The 21,694-nt window shown below is 70.1% G+C and carries 20 protein-coding genes and 3 pseudogenes; 12 read left to right on the forward strand and 11 right to left on the reverse strand.

Going from position 1 to position 21,694, the window contains the following annotated elements:
* Positions 1–178, forward strand: a pseudogene (locus tag AC31A1_RS22025) (LLM class flavin-dependent oxidoreductase); the annotation flags it as partial.
* A 70-nt stretch (positions 179–248) separates the two neighbouring features.
* On the opposite strand, the gene AC31A1_RS22030 reads toward AC31A1_RS22025, so the two are convergent.
* From AC31A1_RS22030 to AC31A1_RS22045, 4 genes are all read right to left on the reverse strand, one after another.
* A complete protein-coding gene (locus AC31A1_RS22030; protein ID WP_489654951.1) occupies positions 249–1,478 on the reverse strand; it encodes a GNAT family N-acetyltransferase in 1,230 nt (409 codons plus the stop codon).
* A gap of 86 nt (positions 1,479–1,564) precedes the next feature.
* Positions 1,565–2,596 (reverse strand): acyl-CoA dehydrogenase family protein, encoded by a 1,032-nt coding sequence (locus AC31A1_RS22035; protein WP_489654952.1) that lies wholly within the window; start codon positions 2,594–2,596, stop codon positions 1,565–1,567.
* A gap of 91 nt (positions 2,597–2,687) precedes the next feature.
* Positions 2,688–4,385 (reverse strand): purine-cytosine permease family protein, encoded by a 1,698-nt coding sequence (locus AC31A1_RS22040; RefSeq protein WP_489654953.1) that lies wholly within the window; start codon positions 4,383–4,385, stop codon positions 2,688–2,690.
* 212 nt (positions 4,386–4,597) lie between these two features.
* Positions 4,598–5,680 (reverse strand): substrate-binding domain-containing protein, encoded by a 1,083-nt coding sequence (locus AC31A1_RS22045; protein ID WP_489654954.1) that lies wholly within the window; start codon positions 5,678–5,680, stop codon positions 4,598–4,600.
* A 111-nt stretch (positions 5,681–5,791) separates the two neighbouring features.
* On the opposite strand from AC31A1_RS22045, the gene AC31A1_RS22050 reads away from it, so the two are divergent.
* Positions 5,792–6,268: a MarR family winged helix-turn-helix transcriptional regulator gene (locus AC31A1_RS22050; protein ID WP_489654955.1), complete on the forward strand. Its 477-nt coding sequence runs from the start codon at positions 5,792–5,794 to the stop codon at positions 6,266–6,268.
* Positions 6,269–6,293: 25 nt separating this feature from the next.
* Here AC31A1_RS22050 and AC31A1_RS22055 read toward each other — a convergent pair whose 3' ends face one another.
* Positions 6,294–6,986, reverse strand: a complete 693-nt coding sequence (locus AC31A1_RS22055; RefSeq protein ID WP_489654956.1) for an SDR family NAD(P)-dependent oxidoreductase — start codon at positions 6,984–6,986, stop codon at positions 6,294–6,296.
* Positions 6,987–7,138: 152 nt separating this feature from the next.
* A complete protein-coding gene (locus tag AC31A1_RS22060; RefSeq protein WP_489654957.1) occupies positions 7,139–7,972 on the reverse strand; it encodes a helix-turn-helix domain-containing protein in 834 nt (277 codons plus the stop codon).
* Positions 7,973–8,086: 114 nt separating this feature from the next.
* On the opposite strand from AC31A1_RS22060, the gene AC31A1_RS22065 reads away from it, so the two are divergent.
* The 9 genes and pseudogenes from AC31A1_RS22065 (at position 8,087) to AC31A1_RS22105 (ending at position 16,108) form a co-directional block, all read left to right on the forward strand.
* Entirely contained in the window at positions 8,087–8,368 is a 282-nt protein-coding gene (locus AC31A1_RS22065) for a putative quinol monooxygenase (protein ID WP_489654958.1), read from the forward strand.
* A gap of 107 nt (positions 8,369–8,475) precedes the next feature.
* A complete protein-coding gene (locus tag AC31A1_RS22070) occupies positions 8,476–8,832 on the forward strand; it encodes a YciI family protein (protein WP_489654970.1) in 357 nt (118 codons plus the stop codon).
* Positions 8,832–10,028, forward strand: a complete 1,197-nt coding sequence (locus tag AC31A1_RS22075; RefSeq protein WP_489654959.1) for an RNA polymerase sigma factor — start codon at positions 8,832–8,834, stop codon at positions 10,026–10,028. The genes AC31A1_RS22070 and AC31A1_RS22075 overlap by 1 nt, the downstream gene beginning before the upstream one ends.
* Positions 10,029–10,131: 103 nt before the next feature.
* A pseudogene (locus AC31A1_RS22080) lies at positions 10,132–11,463 on the forward strand (aldehyde dehydrogenase family protein); the annotation flags it as partial.
* A gap of 59 nt (positions 11,464–11,522) precedes the next feature.
* Entirely contained in the window at positions 11,523–11,894 is a 372-nt protein-coding gene (locus tag AC31A1_RS22085) for an ArsR/SmtB family transcription factor (protein ID WP_489654960.1), read from the forward strand.
* Entirely contained in the window at positions 11,891–12,523 is a 633-nt protein-coding gene (locus AC31A1_RS22090) for an SRPBCC family protein (protein WP_489654961.1), read from the forward strand. The genes AC31A1_RS22085 and AC31A1_RS22090 overlap by 4 nt, the downstream gene beginning before the upstream one ends.
* 83 nt (positions 12,524–12,606) lie before the next feature.
* The gene (locus tag AC31A1_RS22095) at positions 12,607–13,656 is read left to right on the forward strand and encodes an NAD-dependent epimerase/dehydratase family protein (RefSeq protein ID WP_489654962.1); all 1,050 of its coding nucleotides are present in this window, start codon (positions 12,607–12,609) and stop codon (positions 13,654–13,656) included.
* Positions 13,657–13,795: 139 nt separating this feature from the next.
* On the forward strand, positions 13,796–15,160 hold the full coding sequence (locus AC31A1_RS22100) for a phosphoinositide-specific phospholipase C-related protein (RefSeq protein WP_489654963.1): 1,365 nt from the start codon (positions 13,796–13,798) through the stop codon (positions 15,158–15,160).
* A gap of 42 nt (positions 15,161–15,202) precedes the next feature.
* Entirely contained in the window at positions 15,203–16,108 is a 906-nt protein-coding gene (locus AC31A1_RS22105) for an aldo/keto reductase (RefSeq protein WP_489654964.1), read from the forward strand.
* Positions 16,109–16,121: 13 nt separating this feature from the next.
* Here AC31A1_RS22105 and AC31A1_RS22110 read toward each other — a convergent pair whose 3' ends face one another.
* The 3 genes from AC31A1_RS22110 to AC31A1_RS22120 all read right to left on the reverse strand — a co-directional run bounded on the left by AC31A1_RS22110 (position 16,122) and on the right by AC31A1_RS22120 (position 18,336).
* The gene (locus tag AC31A1_RS22110) at positions 16,122–16,580 is read right to left on the reverse strand and encodes a pyridoxamine 5'-phosphate oxidase family protein (RefSeq protein ID WP_489654965.1); all 459 of its coding nucleotides are present in this window, start codon (positions 16,578–16,580) and stop codon (positions 16,122–16,124) included.
* 78 nt (positions 16,581–16,658) lie between these two features.
* Positions 16,659–17,369, reverse strand: coding sequence for a dienelactone hydrolase family protein (locus AC31A1_RS22115; RefSeq protein WP_489654966.1), 711 nt, complete (start codon positions 17,367–17,369; stop codon positions 16,659–16,661).
* A gap of 106 nt (positions 17,370–17,475) precedes the next feature.
* Positions 17,476–18,336: a bile acid:sodium symporter family protein gene (locus AC31A1_RS22120; RefSeq protein WP_489654967.1), complete on the reverse strand. Its 861-nt coding sequence runs from the start codon at positions 18,334–18,336 to the stop codon at positions 17,476–17,478.
* A gap of 331 nt (positions 18,337–18,667) precedes the next feature.
* Here AC31A1_RS22120 and AC31A1_RS22125 point away from each other — a divergent pair, with 331 nt between their 5' ends.
* Positions 18,668–19,039, forward strand: coding sequence for a BlaI/MecI/CopY family transcriptional regulator (locus tag AC31A1_RS22125; protein WP_489654968.1), 372 nt, complete (start codon positions 18,668–18,670; stop codon positions 19,037–19,039).
* A 498-nt stretch (positions 19,040–19,537) separates the two neighbouring features.
* On the opposite strand, the pseudogene AC31A1_RS22130 reads toward AC31A1_RS22125, so the two are convergent.
* Both AC31A1_RS22130 and AC31A1_RS22135 read right to left on the reverse strand, forming a co-directional pair.
* Positions 19,538–19,627, reverse strand: a pseudogene (locus AC31A1_RS22130) (Lsr2 family DNA-binding protein); the annotation flags it as partial.
* Positions 19,628–20,383: 756 nt separating this feature from the next.
* Entirely contained in the window at positions 20,384–21,235 is an 852-nt protein-coding gene (locus tag AC31A1_RS22135) for a methyltransferase domain-containing protein (protein ID WP_489654969.1), read from the reverse strand.
* Between the last annotated feature and the right edge of the window lie 459 nt (positions 21,236–21,694).

Consider the following 21,694-nt stretch of genomic DNA (forward strand, 5'->3'; position numbering starts at 1 on the left):
GATCAAGGAGTACGCGGCGCTGGGGATCGAGGAGTTCGTGCTGTCCGGGTATCCGCACCTGGAGGAGGCGTACTGGTTCGGGGAGGGCGTGCTGCCGAGGCTCGCGGCGGAGGGCGTGTGGCAGCACCCTGTCGGTGAGCAGAAGGCTTCTGCGGCACAGGTGCCGTTCGCCAGTTGACGGGGCCGGCTGCCTGCGGCCCAACTCCCCGCCCCTTGAAGGTCGTTGCGGGGGCGGTGGGCGCGCGTGGTCAGAACCAGTGCAGGCAGTGCGGGGAGCGGTCGGCGCGGAAGAGGGCGTCGGCCAGGGCGGCCGCGCCCGGGCGGTGGGCCCGGATGTGGCCGGCCCGCACGAGCGTGCTCGGGGCGGTGCCGCCGAGGTAGACCGAGCCCAGATCGCACACGTCCAGGGACAGGTCGGGCTCCCGGCCCGTCGGCACGCAGTCGGCCTTGCCGTCCCGGACGGTCAGCAGGTAGCGGCCGTGGTCGTCCAGGAACGGGTCGTCGACGGCGAGGACGAGTTCGCCGTCCGTGAACCAGCCGCGCGCGGTCAGCGCGCGCGGGACGTCCAGCAGCCGTACCCAGAGCCAGTCCATGTCGCCGCTCACCTCGCCGGCGCGGAAGTCCGTGAGCTGCCGGCGGAGCGGGTGCTGGGGCGGGACGTGCTTGAACACGACCTGGGAGACGAGGTCGTGGCCGAGCACGAACCGGGCCAGGGCCGTGAAGACGGCGTCGTCGGCGGCGATGGTCTCGTCGACCGTCAGGGTGCCGGACTCGATCGAGTAGCCGGCGTACCCGTCAGCGACGCCGTCGGCGTCCCGGTGGAGGGCGATGTAGCGCGGTGCCGGCGAGATCGGGGGCTGCCCCGCGCGCAGAGCCCACCAGCGGTGCGGCCGGGACAGCGCGCCGGGCTGGGCGCGGCGGTACCGGTCGTAGACCTCTTCCAGGATCTCGCCGCACTCGGCACGACGCAGTACCTCGACCGAGCCGTTGTCCGCGACGGCGGCCGGCGCGTCGGCCACTGCGCGCGCCCGGGGAACGGCGAAGGCGGCCTTGTGGCGCGGCACCGTCAGCCGCGCCGTGTAGGTCGCCGGTCCGTAGCCGAACCTGCCGTAGATCGTGGCCTCGGAGGCCAGCAGCACGGAGAGGACCTCTCCGCGGGCCCGCAGTCCGGTGAGCTGATGCCGCATCATCGCGCTGAGCACGCCCTGGCGCCGGTGCGAGGGCAGGACGCCGACGGCGGTCACCCCGGGGGCCGGGACGAGGGTCTCACCGGGCAGGGTGAGTTCGAAGGGGTACGTGGCCGCGGTTCCGACGGGCCGCCCGTCCGCCGTGAGGGCGAGCAGGCAGCGGTCCATCTCCAGCGCCGACCACCACAGCCCGCCACCGTCGACCGGGGTTCCCGGGAAGAGCCCGAACGCGGCGTGGACCGTGTCGACGAAGACGTCAAGATCCTCGTCGGTCGTGGGACGGATCTCCATCGCTGCCGCTTCCTCCCGGATACCGGCACCACCACCCGTGGTGTCCCGCCACAGTTGAGCGCTGCTCCGTGACCAGGTCAAGCGAATTACGGCCGGTCGGCCAGTGCCTTCAGGTGGACCCGTCTCGACTCCGCCGTCTGGCCCTGAACCAGGAGGAACAGGGCCTCCCGCGCGAGGCGTTGGGCCTTGCCCGTCAGGGACAGTGATTTGCCGCCTCCAGCCACCACCGCGGCCGTGGTCGCCGTCATGAGCACCTCGTACGCCTGCGTCCTGAGTGCCAGCCGCTCCTCCAGGTGCTCGTGCGGAACGGGATGGTCGGCCAGGGCGTAGGCCTGCTTGCGTACGTTGTCGAGACGCGTGCGGATCGGGCCGGACGTGTCCTCGTCCAGCAGCGCGAGGGCTGCCTCCGCGACGCCGAAGACCGCCGGTGACGCGTTCGTCGGTTTGGGACGGTCGGTCTTCGCCCAGTCCGCGTACGGCGCGCGCAGTGCGACCGCGTCCTCCGGCAGCCACAGGCCGTCCAGCTCCAGCGACACCGTGCGGGACGCGGTGAGTGCCGCCAGCCGCATCGGGTCGGACGGCCGCAACCCCTCCTGCTGCCGCGCCTCCGTGAAGGCGAACAACGCCTCGTCCGCGTCCGTCACCCCCGCGAGCAGCATCACGTCGTTCAGACCCCAGCCCGTGTACCAGGGCACCGTCCCGTCGAAGCGCCAGCCGCCCCGATCCCGCGTGACCCGCACCGGGACCCGGGGGTACGCCCGCAGGTGCGCGTAGGCCACCCCGGACATCAGCCCGCCTCGCGCGAGTGGGCCCAACAGGCGTTCCCGCACGGGCAGTTCGCTCTTCGTCAGGGTCAGTACCGGTGTGTGGTGCTGCGTCTGCACGAACCACGTCGAGCAGCATGCACCGGCCAGGATCTCCGCCGTCTCCCGGGCCACCGAGGCGGGTGCCGCCGAGCCGCCGTAGGCCACGGGTGCGCTCACGCCCAGCAGGCCGGAGCGTTTGACCGCCTCGATGTGGCTTGCCGGGACGCCTTCCTGGTCGACCTTTTCGGCGTGCGGGGCGAGGAGGTCGTCCGCGAGGTGTCGGGCGCGGGTGACGAGGAAGTGGTCGGTCATGCGGGAGATTCTGCCGATCGGGCGGGTCGGGCACGCGCGACGCTCCGGCCCGTGGCGTAGGACGCGGGCCGGAGCGGTGGGAACGCGGGGGTCAGTCCGCCGAGCGTACGGCGGGCATCGCCAGGTCGACCGGGCCCGTGGCGCCGGGGGCACTCTTGCAGGAGTCGTGGCAGTCCTTCTCCAGGCTGCAGCACAGGGAGCAGATCGGACCGGAGTGGAAGGGGCAGTTCGCCACGTCGGGACGCTCGAAGTCCGTGGTGCAGACAGTGCAGTTGAGGATGACGGCCGAGGGGTATCCGTCCGCGTCGAGCAGCGGTTCCTCCAGGTCGTCGAGGCGGGCGATGTAGTACTTGCCCTTGGTGAGGTACGCGAACAGCGGCGAGAGGACCATCGCCAGGAACAGGGCGATGAAGGGCGAGTACGCCTTGCCGTAGTCGCCGAACGCCTCGAAGTACGCGGCGATGGAGACCGCCGACGCGATGAGCATCGAGCCGAAGCCGACCGGGTTGAAGTTGTACAGGTGGGCGCGCTTGAACTCGATGTAGGACGGGCTGAGTTTGAGCGGCTTGTTGATGACGAGGTCCGCGACGACCGCGCCGATCCAGGCGATGGCCACGTTGGAGTAGAAGCCGAGCACGGTGTTGAGGAAGCCGAAGACGCCGCCCTCCATCAGGGCCAGCGCGATGCCGACGTTGAGGAAGATGTAGACCACGCGGCCCGGGTGACGGTGTGTCAGGCGGGAGAAGAAGTTCGACCAGGACAGCGAACCGGAGTACGCGTTCGTCGAGTTGATCTTCACCTGGGACAGGATCACGAAGAACGTGGCCAGACCCAGGGCGACCGGAGCGGCGAAGGTCTTGAAGCCGGACACGTACTGCTGGATGGGCTCGTTGGCCTTGGCCAGGCCCACGCTGCCGGCGATGTAGAAGGCGAGGAACGCGCCGCCCATCTGCTTCGCCGCACCGAGAACGACCCAGCCCGGGCCCGCGGAGAGCACCGCGCCCCACCACTTCTTGGCGTTCTCGGGGGTCTTGTCGGGCATGAAGCGCAGGTAGTCGACCTGCTCACCGATCTGCGCGATCAACGACAGTGCGACACCGGCACCCGCGCCGACACCGAGCATGCTGATGCTGGAACCGGTGGGGGAGTTGCCCGCGAAGTGGGTGAACTGCGAGAACTTGCCGGGCTCCTGGATCGCGATGGACACGAACGGCGCGACCATCAGCACCAGCCACACCGGCTGGGTCCACACCTGCATCTTGGAGAGCGCGGTCATGCCGTAGATCACCAGCGGCAGGATGATCAGCGAGCAGATCAAGTAGCCGACGGCCAGCGGGATATGGAGGCCCAGGTCCAGCGCCTGCGCCATGATCGAGCCCTCTAGGGCGAAGAAGATGAAGGTGAAGCTGGCGTAGATGACCGACGTGAGGGTCGAGCCGAGGTAGCCGAAGCCCGCGCCCCGGGTCAACAGGTCCATGTCGATGGAGTACTTGGCCGAGTAGTACGAGATCGGGATGCCGGTGAGGAAGATCGTCACCGCCGCCGCCAGGATGGCCACCATGGCGCTGGAGAAGCCGTTCGAGATCGCGATGGAACCGCCGATGGCGAAGTCGGCGAGGTACGCGATGCCGCCCAGGGCGGTGGTGGCCACCACGTAGGGCGTCCAGCGGCGGAAGGACTTCGGCGCGTAGCGCAGCGAGTAGTCCTCCAGCGTGTCGTTCTTCGCCCAGTCGTTGTAGGTCCGTCCGGCAGCCGTTGCCGGCGCCTCTTTGTCGACGATCTCCGTCACGACACTTCCCTCTTCCACGGGTGTGGGTCACCTCCCGGACGGCCCGGGGGAGTTGGACGGAAGAGTCACGCCGAATTGTTTCCCGACCGTTTCGCCTGCTTTAAATGGAAGGGCTTTCAAAATTCTTTTGGCGACGCGCGTAGATTTAATCAATGCTTCCTGTGGAAACTATTCCTGGAGGAAGGTACTCTCGGCCGGAGCAGGTGGGAAGGTCAGAGTTGGGCGACGATGTCGAAGTCGAAGGCGTCCGCCCGCGCCAGGTACAGCCGTTGGCGGAGGTGATTGCCGTGCAGACGCAGTACGCCTCGCGGGCCCTCGTACGAGACGGTGCCGCCCACCGCGCACATGGCGCCCACATCGAGCGACCGCGCTTGCTCGGCCAGGGCCGCGAGCAGTCGTACGCCTTCGAAACACGACTCGCCGAGGCTGCCCACGACGGGTGCCTCCACGCCGAAGCGGGCCGCGTAACGCCCGCTGAAATCAAGGCTTTCGGCGGTCGCCAGGGTCTCGAAATACCCGGCCGCCGCCCACAGTCCCTCGGTAGCCTCCGCGCCGGTGGACAGCAGGATGTTCTCGTCCATGTGCGTGCTCAGCCGCAGACACCGCTGATGCAGCCCGCGCTCGGCGAACGCCCGGTTGAAGCGCGCCGCGTCGTCCCCGACCAGCAGCATCAGGACGGCGTCCGCCTCGCACCGCTCGATCCGGCGCAGCACCGGCCCGAACTCGTACGTCCCGAGCGGCACGAACGCCTCGCCCTGCACCCGGCCGCCGCAGTCCCGTGCGTAGCGGCGCGCGGCCCGGGCGGTCACGCGCGGCCACACGTAGTCGTTGCCCACCGTGCACCAGCGCCGTACGCCGGTCTCCTCCGCCAACAGCCGCATGGCGGGCAGGAGTTGGGCCGCGTCGGTCTCGCCGGTGAGGAAGACGCCCGGCGTGCGCTCGCCGCCCTCGTACTGCGCGGTGTAGACGTACGGCACCCGGCCCGCGATGCGCGGTACCAGCGCCTTGCGGACCGCCGAGGTGTGCCAGCCGACCACGGCGTCGACCGCGCGCATCGACACCAACGTCTCGACCTCGGCGGCCACTTGCTCCGCCGGCGCGCCGCCGTCCACCACGACGAGACGGACCTCGCGGCCCAACACCCCGCCGGTGGCGTTGAGTTCCTCCACGGCGAGCTGTGCGGCCAGTTCGCAGGACGGGCCGAAGACGCCCGCCGGACCCCGCAGGGGTACGACCAGTGCCACGACCAGGGTCTTGACCGGGCCGCTGATCCGCCCGGGTGGCAGGGGATGCACCAGACCACCTCCGTGAGGGCGTGAGGGCACGGAAACCGGTCCCGGCCCCGGCGCCCTCGCAGAGGCTCGTAATCTGAACCGCACAGTAGACCTACCGGAAGGACAGCGGCAATGTCGTCCGTACCGTCGCCGGGCCTCGCCCACCTGCTGAGTCACGCCGAGCGGCGGCTGGGCCTGCGCATGACCGCCGTGCTGGCCGAGGAGAACTGCTCGGTCGAACAGTGGCGCGTCCTGTCGGTCATCGCCGACGGCAAGGGCCATCCGATGACCGAGATCGCCGACCAGGTGCTGATGCCGGCCCCGAGCCTCACCAAACTGGTCGACCGGATGGTCGCCGACAACCTGGTCTACCGCCGCCCAGACCGTGCCGACCGCCGCCGCGTCCTGCTCCACCTCACCCCGCGCGGCCGCACCCTCCACCAGCGTGCGGCCCACCGCCTCCTCGCCGACCAGACCCGGCTCCTCGACGCGATCGACGACCAGGGGGCCCTCGTACGACTGCTGGCTCGGCTTACGGCGGCCCTCGACCAGGACCCCGTAGAAGAGTCCGCGGACGAACCCGCGGAGAAGATCCTGCCGGTGTCCTGAGGCGATCCACGACCCTGGGACAGGTTCACCACGGGAGGTTCCCGGATCGGTCGATGAACTGGCCCGTCGGTCCGTCCGGGCCGATCGTCGCGAGGGTCACGATGGACTCCGCGCCGTCGGCGACGCTGTGTCCGAGGCCGCCGGTGAAGTCGGTCGCGGTCTGCCCGGGGTCCGCGGCGTTGACCTTCACGTCCTTCAGTTCCTTGGCGTACTGCGTCGTGAGCATCGTGACCGCGGCCTTCGAGGCGCAGTAGAGGGGCAGGGCGTACCGCGACTCGATCCGCGCCGGGTCCTGGGTCATGCCGAAGGAGCCCATCCCGCTGGACACGTTGACGATGACGGGGTTCGGCGACGTGCGCAGCAGCGGAAGGAAGGCGTGCGTAACGCGCACGATCCCGACGACGTTCACGTCGAGCACGGCGCTCACGTCGGCCGCGGTGTACTCCTCGACGGGGCCGACCCTGCCGAGGATCCCGGCGTTGTTGACCAGGACGTCGATCGTTCCCTCGTGCGCGGCGACATCCGCGGCCGCGGCCCGGACCGAGGCGTCGTCGGTCACGTCGATCCGGACGAAGCGGGCGCCGAGCGCCTCTGCCGCGGCCCGGCCGCGCTCACGGTCGCGGGCACCGAGGAGAACGGTGTGCCCCGCCTCGACGAGGCGACGAGCGGTTTCAAGACCGAGGGACCTGTTGGCCCCGGTGATGAAGGTGGTGGTCATGCCGGCTCCTCCTGCTCCGGACAGCACGGTCGTGCGCTGTTCACGCACTCCATGCTGGGTTCCCGGGAGGGTCGGGGGGAGCTACGGAACTTCCTGGTACCGCGCGTACCACCCGGCAGACTTGTCCACCGGACGGGCCGGAACGCGGGCCGTCATGTCTGCGGAGACATCCTCTGGACCCCGATGGCCGCGAGGAGTTCGAGTTTGCTGCGGGCGTCGGTGCCCGGCTGCGGCGTGTACACCACGAGGCGGAGGTTCGTGTCCTGGGTGGTGAGGATGTCGGAGTTCAGGACGATGTCTCCGACATCCGGGTGCTGGACGAGTTTGTGCGCGCTCTGGTGACCGCCCACCGCCCTGCGGCTCCACAGCTCGCGGAACCGTGGGCTGAGATCCAGCCTCGACACCAACGCCGCGAGGTCGGGATCGTCGGGGTACCGGCTCGTCGTCGCGCGCAGGTCGGCGACGAGGGACTCCTCGAACGCCGATCGTTCGGCCGCCGTCTGCCGGACCCGGGGCAGCTCACCCAGGAACTGCCAGACCAGGACGTTGCGGTCGCCCGCACCGTGGACCGTGGGATCGCCGAACGTGGCCGCGAACAGCGGATTCCAGTGCAGCAACTGCCAGGTGGCGTCGTAGATCGCCAACGGGTTTCCGGTGAGCTGGTCCACGATCCGGTACAGGCTCCCCGGGATCATGCGCGGAACCCGGGCCGGATCCGCCGCGTGCCCGGCCATGCGCAAAAGGTGAGCGTGCTCGTCGTCGGACAGGTGCAGGGCGCGGGCCAGGGCCGAGCAGACCTGCGCCGAGGGGGTCGCCACCCGCCCCTGCTCCAGCCGGACCACGTATTCGACCGAGATGCCGGCCAGCGTCGCCAGCTCCGCGCGTCGCAGACCGGGGACCCGACGGGGCGATCCGTGTGCGAAGCCCACCGTGGCGGGATCCAGCCGGTCCCGCCACGCCCGCAGCGCGGCACCGAGTTGATCCATGCACACCATCCTCCCGCACGCCCCGCCCCGCTGGGTGGTACGCGCTGTACCACGAAGCCCTGTCGAGTCGTGAACGGCGCACAACGACGCTGTTCGGAGCCAGGAGGAGCAACCATGACCACCACGTCGAACCACTACGTCACCGCGTCACGCAACGACGCGGGCAACATCGACTACGAGGCTCACCAGGTCGAGGGAGAACCGGGCACGTTCGTCGTCTTCGAGCGCTGCGAGAGTCGCGAGGCCCTCGACGGCCACCTGCGGGCACCCCGCATGCAGGACCTGGTGCCCCGACTGCTGGAACTGATGGACGGCGGCATCGAGGACGGGATCCGCTTCCTGCAGCCGTTCCGCCCGGCACGGTCGGCCGACCCGCCCGGATCACAAGTCGGCTGAGGACCGCGCGCAGAAGAAAACGGTCACCTCCTGAGGCGAGGTGTCGATCCGGCACCATGGCGTTCGTGTAGGAGGTGAGAGAAACCCCCTGCACCCTGGAGGACGTCATGCAGCACTACCTGCTCAGCGTGATCACCCCGACCGACGGACAGATGCCCTCGCCCGAGGAGATGGCGGAGATCGGCCGCAAGCTGGAGATTTTCCACGACGAACTGGAAGCCGCCGGTGCCTGGGTCTTCGCCGGTGGCCTGCACGGGCCGGAGACGGCCACCGTGCTGCGCCCCAAGGACGGCGACGTGCTGATCACCGACGGGCCGTTCGCCGAGGGCAAGGAGTATCTGGGCGGGCTCTGCCTGATCAAGGCGGCCGATCTGGACGCGGCCCTGGAGTGGGGGAAGCGGGCGACCTGGGCCACCACGCTGCCCGTCGAGGTGCGCCCCTTCATGAACACGGCCGAGGACTGATGCCGTTCGACACCGACATCGAGGCCGTCTTCCGTGCCGAGTACGGGCGGGCGGTCTCGGTCCTGGTCCGCTTCCTCGGTGACATCGACCTCGCCGAGGAAGCGGTCCAGGACGCCTTCACCACGGCCGTGCGGAAGTGGCCGGAGACCGGCGTGCCGCCGAGCCCGGCCGGGTGGATCATCACGACCGCCCGCAACCGCGCGATCGACCGGCTGCGCCGCGAGTCGTCCCGGGAGGCCCGCCACGCCGAGGCCGCCCTGCTGTACGCGTCCGACGCGCCCGCCGAGGAGGGACCCGTGCGCGACGACCGGCTCCGCCTGATCTTCACCTGCTGTCACCCCGCGCTCGCCACCCAGGCCCAGGTCGCGCTCACCCTGCGCCTGCTCGGCGGTCTCACCACCGCCCGGATCGCCCGCGCCTTCCTGGTCCCCGAACCGACGATGGCCCAACGCCTCGTCCGCGCCAAGGCCAAGATCCGCGACGCGCGGATCCCGTACCGCGTGCCGCGCGACGCCGACCTCCCCGACCGGCTGACGGGCGTGCTGGCCGTCGTCTACCTGATCTTCAACGAGGGCTACACGGACTCGCCCGAACTGTGCGCCGAAGCCCTGCGCCTCGGCTGTCTCCTCTCCGAACTCATGCCGGACGAGCCCGAGGTCACCGGCCTGCTCGCCCTGATGCTGCTCATCGAATCGCGCCGGGCCGCTCGGGCGGGCGCGGACGGTGAGCTGGTGCCGTTGCCCGAGCAGGACCGCGAGCGGTGGGACGGCGAGCTGATCGCCGACGGCCAGTCACTCGTACGGCGGTGCCTGCGGCTGAACAACCCCGGGCCGTACCAGATCCAGGCCGCGATCAACGCCGTGCACAGCGACGCCCCGACCGCGGACGCGACGGACTGGGGGCAGATCCTCCAGCTGTACGACCAGCTGATGGCCGTCGCCCCGGGCCCGGTCGTCGCCCTGAACCGGGCTGTCGCCGTCGCCGAGGTCGACGGTCCGCGCAAGGCCCTCGACCTCGTCGACACGCTGGACCTCGGCGAGTACCACGTCCTGCACGCCGTCCGCGCCGATCTGCTGCGCCGGCTGGGCCGCGACACCGAGGCCGTCGAGGCGTACGAGGCGGCCATCGCCCGCACAGGGAGCGCGGCGGAACGCGGCTATCTGGAACGCCGGCGCCGGGAACTCGTCCGCATGTGACAGCCGCGAGGCGGAGGGTGACCATGGCGGCACCGGAATATTTCCCGGTGCAAGAATGGTTGCTATATACACCTGACCGTCGAGAACCCCCACGCACCAGCAGCGAGGCACCGTGAACCAGTCCAGCCCCGAGCAGTCCGCCGACATCGTCGCGCGGCTGCGCGCCACCTTCCGTACCGGCCGCACCAAGCCCGTCGAGTGGCGCATCACCCAGCTGCGCCGCCTGCGCGACCTGCTCACGGAACACGGCGACGACCTCGCCGCCGCCCTCCACGCCGACCTCGGCAAGAGCGCCGCCGAGTCCCAGCGCACCGAGATCGGCTTCACGATCCGCGAGATCGACCACACCCTCGACCACCTTGAGGAATGGCTGCGCCCCGAGTCCGCCCCCGTACCGGCCCACCTCGGCACGGACGCGACCGCCTGGACGCAGTACGACCCGCTCGGTGTCGTCCTCGTGATCGCCCCCTGGAACTATCCGCTCCAGCTGCTGCTGACCCCGGTCGTCGGCGCGCTCGCCTCCGGTGACGCGGTGGTCGTCAAGCCCAGCGAGATGGCCCCGGCGACCTCCGCCGCCATCGCCCGGCTGCTGCCCGCCTACCTCGACACCGACGCGGTCGCCGTCGTCGAGGGCGGCATCCCCGAGACCACGGCCCTGCTCGCCGAGCACTTCGACCACATCTTCTACACCGGCAACGGCGCCGTCGGCCGCATCGTCCTGCGCGCCGCCGCCGAGCACTTGACCCCGGTCGCCCTCGAACTCGGCGGCAAATCACCGGCGTTCGTCGACCGCGACGCCGATCTCGCCGTCGTCGCCGACCGGTTGGCGCGCGGCAAGTTCCTCAACGCCGGCCAGACGTGCGTCGCCCCCGACTACGTCCTGACCGACCCGGAGACCGCCGCCGCGCTCGAACCCCTGCTCGTGACCGCCGTCGAGAAGGTCTACGGCGCCGATCCGCAGACCTCCGGCGAGTACGGCCGTATCGTCAACGAGCGCCACTTCGACCGGCTCGCCGGACTGCTCGACTCCGGCCGGGTCGTCGTCGGCGGACGCAGCGACCGCGGTGACAAGTACATCGCGCCGACCGTCCTCGCCGACGTGGACCCGGAGGCGCCCGTCATGGCGGAGGAGATCTTCGGTCCGATCCTGCCGATCGTCACCGTCCCCGACCTCGACGCGGCGATCGCGTTCATCACCGACCGCGACAAGCCCCTCGCCCTGTACGTCTTCACGGACTCCGACGACACCCGCGCCCGGATCGCCGCCGAGACCTCCTCCGGCGCCATCGGCTACGGCCTCCCGCTCGCCCACCTCACCGTCTCCGACCTGCCCTTCGGCGGCGTGGGCGAGAGCGGCATGGGCAACTACCACGGCCGCTACTCCATCGAGACGTTCAGCCACCGCAAGGCGCTGCTGGAGAAGCCGCTCGTCTGACGGGCGGGCTCCTCTATCACCGGTCGCTTATATAAGCGACCGGTGATACTTTTGGGCGCATGCACGCTTTCGATGTGCTCGGAGACCCCGTGCGCCGCCGCATCCTGGAGCTGCTCGCCGAGGGCGAGCAGCCCGCCGGCACGGTCAGCGATGTCGTCCGGCGCGAGTTCGGGATAACGCAGCCCGCGGTCTCCCAGCATCTGAAGGTGCTGCGGGAGAACGGTTTCGCGACGGTACGGCCGGATGGCACCCGGCGCCTGTACGCGGTCGACTCCGAGCCGCTGCGGGACATCGACGCCTGGCTCGACCGGTTCCGCCGCTACTGGACCCCTCATCTGGACGCCCTGGCCACCGAGTTGGCCCGGGGCAAGCGCGAGCGCCGGCTCCGCGAGTCCGACGACAGCCCCGACGAGTCGAGGAGCACTCCATGATCGACGTCACCCACCAGATCAACTCCGTGAGCCGCAAGGTCGGTCGGCGCGTCTTCAAGGCCGGCGAGGCCCGCGTGGTGACCGTCGGCCAGTCCTACGACTCACCGGTCGAGGACGTCTGGGACGCCTGCACCAACCCCGAGCGCATCCCGCGCTGGTTCCTGCCGGTCACGGGCGAACTGCGGCCGGGCGGGAAGTACCAGTTGCAGGGCAACGCGGGCGGCACCGTCGAGCGCTGCGAGCCGCCCAACACCTTCTTCGCGACCTGGGAGTTCGGCGGCGAAGTGAGCTGGATCGAGCTGCGGTTGACGCCCAAGGGTGAGGGAACGCGCTTCGAGTTGGAGCACATCGCCCATGTCGACGACACGAAGTGGGCCGAGTTCGGGCCCGGCGCGGTGGGCGTCGGCTGGGACTCGATCCTTCTCGGGCTGGACGGCAACCTGTCGGGCAACGCGTCCGTGAAGCCCGAGGACGCCATGGCCTGGCTGGTGTCCGAGGAGGGCCGCCGTTTCGTCACGGCGAGCAGCGAGGCGTGGTTCGCGGCGAATGTGGCGAGCGGCGAGGACGAGTCGGTGGCCCGCGGGGCGGCCGACCGGACCACGGCCGCCTATACAGGGGCCGGGAGTTGAGAGTCGTAGCGACCGAAGCGCTGACCCGGGACCGATCACCGTTGTAGCGTGCGCGCTGGATGCCACGGTGATCGGAGGCAGGGATGAGTGTCGGCGGCGAGACGGTGTTGGTGACCGGCGGCAGCGGATTCGTCGGCAGCCATCTGGTCCGGCAACTGCTGGAGCGCGGCTACCGGGTGCACACCACCGTGCGGTCCCTCGGCAACGAGGCGAAGGTCGCGCCGCTGCGGGCCATGGGGGAGCAGTTCCCGGGCGCGCTGAAGCTGTTCGAGGCCGATCTGCTGGCGGCTGGTTCCTTCGACGCGGCGATGGACGGCTGCCGGGTGGTGTTCCACGTGGCCTCGCCGTTCCTGATGCCGGAGAAGATCAAGGACGGTCAGAAGGACGTCGTCGAGCCCGCGCTCACCGGCACCCGGAACGTCCTCGCCGGCATCGAACGCACGCCCGCGGTCGAGAAGTTGGTGTTCACGTCGACCGTCGGCGCGATCTTCGGTGACTACGCCGACGTACTGAAGATGAAGGACGAGACCCTCTCCGAGGACTACTTCAACACCACCAGCACGGTCGAGAACAACCCCTACCACTACGCCAAGACGGTCGCCGAACGCGCCGCCTGGGACGCGGAACAGGAGCAGAGCCGTTGGCGCATGGTCTCCGTCAACCCCGGCCTGATCCTGGGCCCTTCACTCACCCCGGCCTCCGACTCCGGCAGCCTGTTCCTCCTCGACGAGCTGTTCAAGGGCTACTTCTTCTACGGGGCACCCGACTTCAGCTTCACCGTCGCCGACGTGCGGGACGTCGCGGGCGCGCACATCGCGGCGGCGGAAAACCCCGACGCGCACGGCCGTTACATCGTCGCGGCCGCCCGGATGGCGTCCTTCCTCGACATGTCACGTGCCCTGCGGAAGCACTTCCCGCGCGAGTTCCGGCTGCCCCGGCACGGCCTCCCGCACTGGCCGGTGCGCGTCCTGGGCCCGGCGTTCGGGCTCACCCAGGACTACATCCGCAAGCACCTCGGGATCAGGTTCCCGGTCGACAACCGGCGTGGCGTGGAGGAACTGGGCATCGAGTACCGGCCGTTGGAGGAGACCCTCCTCGATCACCACCTGGCCTGGCGGGAGTTGAGGAAATAGGGGCGATCGTGTCCCGTCCTTCGCCGTTCACTCCGCCGACGGGTCACTCCTCTTGACTGGTTCAGACCACAGGCGCTTGGGTGTGGCCGATCACCTTTTCGGTGTCATGAGCCTGACCACCCTCAACCGAAGGGCACCCATGCGAACCCCCCACGCCCTGCTCGCCATCACCGCCGCGCTGGCCGCGGTGGTCGCCGCTCCACCGGCCGGAGCCGCCGACGCGGTCCCCGCTCTGGGCACCTACTACGTCCAGAGCGCCGCCACCGGGCTCAACGCGGCCGACAAGGGGGGAGCGGTGGAGCAGCACAACCCCAAGGGCAACGAGGACCACCAGCAGTGGAACCTCCGGACGAGCGGATCCTCGTACGTCCTGGAGAGCACCGACACGGCCGGCAGCTGTCTGGGCCGCTCGGGCAGCCAGGCGAAGACCGTCGCCTGCACGAGCGCCGACGCGGCCTGGCAGATCACCCCGACCGGCGGCGACCAGTACACGCTCAAAGTCCCGGGCGCGGAAAGCTACTTGACCGTCGGCGCCAAGACCTCCGGCGCCAACTACCCGGCCCAGCTGGCCGTCGGCTCCTCCGGCGGCCTCGCCTCCTGGTACCTCACGCCGATCACCTCGCCCACCAACCCGATGCCCGCCCAGGACCAACGCACCCTGGACCAGGTCACGTTCCTCACCGCGCACAACGCCTACGCCAATGGGGTCGACGGCGGTTTCGCCCCGCCCTTCGTGAACTTCTTCCCGAACCAGTCGCGCGGCATCAACCAGCAACTCTCCGACGGCGTACGGGGGTTCATGCTGGACATCCACCAGACCTCCGACGGCGCGATCCTCTGCCACGACAGCTGCACCCTGGTCAGCAGCCCGGTCGCCCTGAACGTCGACCTCCAGCGCATGGTCGACTTCCTCAAGGCGCACCCCGACCAGTTCGTCACCGTCTTCCTGGAGGACTACGTCGACCCGGGCGTCCTGCGCGGCGAACTCGCCCGCGTCAACGGCCTGTACGACGTGCTGTACCGCCCCGACCAGACCGGTGTACGCCAGAACGGCTGGCCGAAGATGGCCGACCTGGTCGCCGCCAACCACCGCCTGCTGATCTTCACCGACCACAGCCGCGCCTCCGACGAGTCCGCCGGACTGACCCGGGACAGCTTCGGCGTGATGTACCAGCGTGAGTGGACCGTGGAGAACTACTGGTCCATGGGTTCCGGCGCGAGCTCCTCCGACTGGTCCTGCTACAGCCGCTGGTACGGCAGCGACCTCAACGTCCCGCTGACGCAGACGTATTCGGGGTTCCGCCCGCTGTTCGTCATGAACCACTTCCGCGATGCCACCATCGCCGGGACGGCGCAGACCGACAACACCAAGGTCCTCGACCGGGCCCAGCGGTTCTGCCAGCCGGCCGCCCGCAAGAAGCCCAACTTCCTTGCCGTGGACCGCTACGACCTCGGTGACCCGGCCTCCGCGGTCAACTCCCTGAACACGTACACGTATCCGTAAAGCGATGGCGGGCGTGCGGCGGGTGTGTGCGAAACTCCGCTGATGACTTCGGAGAAGATCACCGCGGCCGCCGCGGGCACCTGGACACTCGGCGACCTGACCGTCAACCGCATCGGCTTCGGCGCGATGCGGCTGACGGGCAGCGCAGCCTTCAACCTCGGGACACCGAGCGACCGCGACCGGTCGATCGCCGTGCTGCGCAGGGCGATCGAGCTGGGTGTGAACCACATCGACACGGCCGCCTTCTACTTCTCGTCCCTGCGGTCCGCCAACCAACTCATCAACTCCGCACTCGCCCCCTACGCGGACGACCTCGTGATCGCCACCAAAGTCGGCCCCTTCCGGAACTACGCGGGGGAGTGGAGCACTTCGGCCCGCCCCGACGACCTACGCGGCCATGTCGAGGAGAACCTGCGGCAGTTGGGACGTGACCACCTCGACGTGGTCTACCTCCGCCGGATGGGGCAGGATTCGATCGCCGAGTACTTCGGTGCCCTCGCCGAACTCCGCGAGAAGGGCCTGGTCCGGCACCTCGCGATCTCCGACGTCGAGCCGCGCCACCTTGCCGAGGCACAGGAGATCGCACCGGTGGTGAGCGTGCAGAACCGTTTCGGGCTCGACTCGTCCAGCCCCGAGACCGACGACATGCTGCGGATCTGCGGGGAACAGGGCATCGCCTTCGTCCCGTTCTTCGCCATCGCGGGCGACGCCGGGCCACAGGGTGCGACCGCCGCCCACGACGACGAGGTTCTGGCGATCGCGAACGCCCACGGCGTGAGCCCCGCCCAGATCCGCCTCGCCTGGTCCCTTGCGCAGGGCCCGCACGTCCTGGCCATCCCCGGCACGGGCAACCCCGACCACCTCGCCGAGAACGTGGCCACGGGCACGCTCCGGCTGACCGAGGACGAACTGGCCCGGCTCAACGAGCTGCACAGGAAGGCCGGTTGACGGTCGACGGGGCTCAGGCCACCCAGGTTCCGTCCCGCATCAGATGGCGCTGGGGCAGCTCGCGTTGCTCGTGCCAGGCCTGGACGGCCAGTGGCCGCACCCGGAAGAACGAGTAGGGCGCACGGTCCTCGCGGGGATCCCAGCCGTACTTCTCGTCGAAGGCCTCGGCCGCGGCGGCCGGGACGTCCTGGGCGGTGAAGGCCGTCGCCTCACCGTCGATGAGCACGACGTCCCGGGTGTCCGCGAAGGCGAGCCGCGTCCGCCGCCCGTCCGTGAGATTGCGGCCCGTGGGGTTCGTGGCCCGGGTGGACAGCCACACGGCCTGCCCGTCCCACGCGAACCACAGCGGCACCAGACAGGGCAGCCCCTCGGCGTCGGCCGACGCCACCCAGATGTCCGACTCCCGCTCCAGCCGGGCCAGTACGTCACGCCTGCGCTCTTCGGGGCCGCGGGGCGGCACGGTGATCGTCATGCCCAGGACGCTACCGGCGGCGCCCGCGCGGCACCTCCGGCCAGGGTCGTAGGACCTTGGCCCGAGGACGCGTGGGCGTCAGCCCAGCTGCTCGTGCAGGAACGGGACCGTGCTCGCCCAGGCGCGGGCGGCGGAGTCGGCGTCGTAGACCGGGCGGCCGTCGTTGAAGAAGGCGTGGTTGGCCGGATAGAGACGCAGGTCCGGGGTGATGCCGGACTGTTCCTGGATGGTCTTGCTCAAGGCGTCGAGGCCCGCCACCGGGATGCTCTCGTCCAACTCCCCGTAGTGGCCCTGGATCTGAGCCTTCAGGCTGGAGAAGTCGGGGAGTTCGCCCTGGATCACGCCGTAGAACGGCACCGCCGCGCTGACCCGGGGGTCGGCCGCGGCGAGGTACAGGACGAAGCCGCCGCCCATGCAGAAGCCGACCGCGCCGACCGTGTCCGAGGTGACCTCGGGCAGGGACAGCAGGTGGTCGACCGCGCCGGAGAGCAGTTCGACACCGCGGGCGACCGGGAGGGCCAGCATCATCCGGAGGGCCTCGTCGCTCTCGTGCGCCACGTTCCCGCCGTAGAGGTCGGGGGCGAACGCGACGAAGCCCTCCCGGGCGAGCCGGTCGGCCACGTCGGCGATGTGGTCGGTCAGGCCCCACCACTCCTGGATGACGATCACGCCCGGTCCGCTCCCGGACGGCGGCAGCGCGAGATAGCCGTGGGCGGTGCCCCCGGCGCTGGGGAAGGTGACGTTCTGATGGGCCGGGGCTCCGGTCGACTTCGGCAGCTCGGAGGACATGGCATTCAACTCCTGTACGGCGATGCTCGGTGGGGGGCGTCGTCGGGGCGGGTCCCGACGTGATCTCCAGCCTGTCACGGCCGGGTTCGGGAGGCGCCCCGGCCCCTCATTTCGCCTGCCGGACGCGGACCGGCGCCGGGTCCGCCTCCTGCCCTGTGCGGACCACCCGTCCGGCGGCCACCTTCTGCGGCAGCCCGTACGCCAGCACCGGCAGCAGGATGTGCGGGCGGTCGGGCAGGGTCGTCGTGATCAGCACCGCGCTCGCGCTGCTGTTGTTCATCCCGCAGGCCGGCGTCACCGAGGCACCGGTCCGGGCGTCGAGGCGCAGCACCCGTGAGGCCACGCGGCCCAGCGTGAAGGACCATTGGCGTTGACGTACGTCAGCAGCAGCGAACCCGGGAGCGTGGCGGGCACGGCCACGCCGACGAGTCCGTCCCGTGCGCGAGGTGAGGGCGAAGGCGTCCCCGGCCGACCGGGCGTCCCCGGCGAGTCTGCCCGCGTAGTCGCCCTGGAGCAGCGGGCACAGGACGGCCAGGGTGAGCGGGACGGTGAGCGGGCTGACGAGGGTGGAGGCGAGCACCAGGCCGACGGCCGCGGGCTGGTCGCCGTCCCCCTTCGCGGTCCACACCGTCGCCCCGGCGGCCACCGGCATGGCGACGACGAGGATCATCGCGGCGGTCATCCCGCTGCCGCCGTCGTGGTCCGGCGACAGCCGCAGCGCGAGGGCCACCCCGGGGACGATCAGCAGCGGCACCAGGATGTGCAGCGCGAGGCCCGCCAGCAGGGCGGCAGGGCGCCGTAGCAGCAACCGCAGTTCACGCAGCGGCACCTGGAGTCCGGCGCCGAACAGGACCAGGGCGAGGAGTAACCGGGGTGTCCGCAGGGACAGTTCGGCGATACCCGTCGCATGCGGGTGCCGGAGCCACAGGCCGGGTCCTGGCAGCACCGCCGCGGCGAGGTATGTCATGGCGACGGCTCGGACCACGTGGCGGCGGAGCAGGGCGAGCGGACGAGGTACGGAGGGAAACCTGGCGGGGATCCCGGATGAGTGGGGGCACATCGTGGCGCTCTTCCGTCGTAGGACCTGGGCGGAGACGGAGCGCCGGTATCGCGTGGAAGCTCGTCGACACGCGCGAGGGGATGAGTGAGCCAAGCCCTGCGGTCATCGTCGACGGTCCTTCCATAATGGGCGGGCGGAAGCGGACACACGGGCGCGGTGACGAGACGGCACCCGAGTGACTACAATTCTGTAGACGGTCTACTGAACTGTAGACGAAGACGGGGTAAGGATCGTTCCCATGGCCGACGCGAAGGACGAACGCCGACCGGCGGGTGAGCTGGAGGCCACCGTCATGGCCGCCCTCTGGGCCGCCGGCGCCCCGCAGACCCCCGGCGAGGTACAGCTGAGCCTCGACACGGGCCTGGCCCGCACCACCGTGACGACGATCCTGACTCGGCTGCACGACAAGGGCGTCGTGGAGCGCCGGCGTCAGGGGCGGGGGTACGCCTACTTTCCGGTGCAGGACGCACAGGGGCTCACCGCCCGCCGTATGCATACGGAACTCGACCGGGACGGGGACCGGGAGACGGTGCTGGCCCGGTTCGTCGCTCAGCTCAGTCCTGATGACGAGCGGGTGCTGCGGGACCTTCTGGAATCTGGGGAGGCGTGACGTCCGGCGAGTGGTGACGCGTGCTTCGGCAACCAGGAGACCGTCTCGGTCGGGGGACAGCTGAGAACGGCTTTGAGTCTCCGGTGACTTGAGACGGCAGAGCGAGGGACATGGACGTTACGACCCTCCACTCGATCGGGGAACTTTCCCGGCGGACCGGCCTGTCCGTGGCATGGACCTGGCCACGATTCAACGGGTGCTGGACCGCGAGCTCTGGGTGGCGGAAGTCGCCGCCGCGCACGCCGACGAAGCACACGATCCCCAGGTTGACCGGTACTGGCGGCTGGTGTGGATCGTCGACGGCTGGCAGGTGGTACCGAACCTGATTCCGGTGTACCCCTGGCTCATCCAGGCCCTGCGAAATGACCGCGCCGCCGGATCGCCGATGAAGTGCAGGCATCGCCGTCGGCAGGGTGACAGCACCTGGTCCCGACTGCACTCGTTGCCGCGATCGGCGCATGGCTGTCCCCGACCGACCGGTACAGCGGGACCTGGTGCTCACCCTGCCCCGTAGGCCTCGCGGATGCTCGCGGGGATACGGCCACGATCGTTTACGAGGTAGCCGTTGGCGCGTGCCCAGAGGCGTAGGGGCTCGTCCTCCGGGCGGGGATCGAGCTGACGGAGTCGAGCAGTCTTCCCGGGGCCTCTCCAGTCTCCCGAGGAGACCCCTTCCAGCTGGTCCGCCGTCTCTTGGAAGAAGGCGGACAACGAGGCGTACATACCCTCCTCGGGACCGTATGCCTCGGCCCACGTGCCGACTGTTCCGCTGAGCGTGTCCAGAAACGTTCCGTAGAGACCGTCACGCTCCGCGGCGATCGGCACCCACTCACGACGCCAGAACGGACAGTCGGGGTCCGCGGACGGCTGCATCTCCTCCAGGCCCATCCGGCTGAGGTAGACCCGCTGAATGTCCGTCAGGCCCAGCAGGAGATGGCCGCCGGGAAGGGGTATCCCGCACCCCAGCGCCACCAGGCACGATCGACCGTCGGGTTGTCCGCCGGCATCGATGTCGTTCGTCAGCAGCCACTGCCGCATCTCTCCCGGCAGCTCCAGCCCCAGGCGCAGTTCGGCTTCGCCGATGGCCGCCCGGCTGCCCGGGCGGCCGAGCCCAGCGAGAACTTCGGGATCGTTCCGCTCAAGCCACGCGGTGACCCGACCCCAGGCCTTTCGTACGTCCTCTGCCTCGTGCCGCGGAACATCGCTCACGTGTGATCTCCATTCCGGCAGGATGCGCCCGACCGCTGATGATCCATGGGAGAACCGTATGCGGGACCACTGACAGTGGCGGACGCGGAAGGGGTTTCCCCGTCGCCTGCCAGGGCCGGAACACGCGCCTGCTCGTGGTCACCGAGGCCGGTAGGCCGTGGCCAGCACGGAGACGGTGACGTGGTCCGGCAAGGGGCCGGCATCGTTCAGGTCCGCACGGCTCAAGTGGCGTGCGCTCGGCGTCATTCCAACGAGGTCGAGGGCCTCCTGCCTGGTCAAGGGCGCGGTGTACTGGACCTGTTCGGTGACGGCGGCCTCGAAGCAGGGATCCATCGCCCGGTGCAGGCGTCGTTCCTTGGCCGGGTCGATCGTGACCATCGCGGACATCCGGCCGCGCAGCTCGGCCAGGTGCCGCCCGGTGGGCCGGACCACGATCAACCGGCCGGTCGGGCGCAGTACTCGATGGAACTCGGCCGGGTTGCGCGGGGCGAACACATCCAGAACGACCTCCGCCACTCCGTCGGCCAGCGGGAAGGGACGGAAGACGTCCCAGGCCACCGCGGCGGCTCGTTCATGGGCGCGCGCCGCTGAGCGCAATGCGCGCACCGACGTGTCCAGCCCCAGACCGCGGGCGCCGGGCAGCTGATCGAGTACGCCGGCCAGGTAGTAGCCCGTGCCGCAACCGACGTCCACAACCGTGGCCTGCTCAGGCGCGGAGTCGGCCGCCAGACGGGCAACGGTTCTACGGATGGGCGCGTATGTGTCGGTCGACAGGAACCGGTCCCGCGCCTGCGCCATGGCCGCGTCGTCGCCGCTGGTGGCCCGGGTACCCGTCAACAGGCCGGCGTAGCCGTGGCGGGCGATGTCGAAGGTGTGGCCTGCCGTGCAGCGCAGCGCGCCGCGGTCGGGGTGCAGGCCGCGCGTGCGGCACGTCGGGCAGCGCAGCAGGTCGAGGGAGAGGGCGAGGGCAGGGGGAAACGACACGGGCACGAGGCACTCCTGGCAAGGATGGGGGGAAGAGACCGTGCCTGTACGCGCGCTCGGAACGTCACTGCCTCGAACATGAACGGGCAGTGCCGGAAAGGTGGTTCACGCAGCAGGCACACCAAGGCGGGCGACGCCGTCCGGCCTCGCCCTCAACGCCTTCCGGTTACAGGAAGCAGCAGTGCGGGGTGCTCATGAATGCCACGCCATGAGTCTACGGACATCGGCGAAGCCTCTCGTGCCACCGATGTCGGGGAGCATGGCATAGGGCCTGTGCGGCGGATCATGCCGCAGCGATTGCCCAAAGGGCGCGGGGGACCCTCATCGCGTCGACTCCCTCCTCCGCCTTGCGGCTGCGCGCACCACACCCCGCTCACCGGCGCTGGTGAGGAGCCGCTGATTTCCTGCGACTTGATCCGCTGGACAGGCCCTGGCCGACCGAGCCCCCCGGCATCCGCCATGCCC

This window comes from Streptomyces sp. P5F9 (assembly GCF_057961495.1).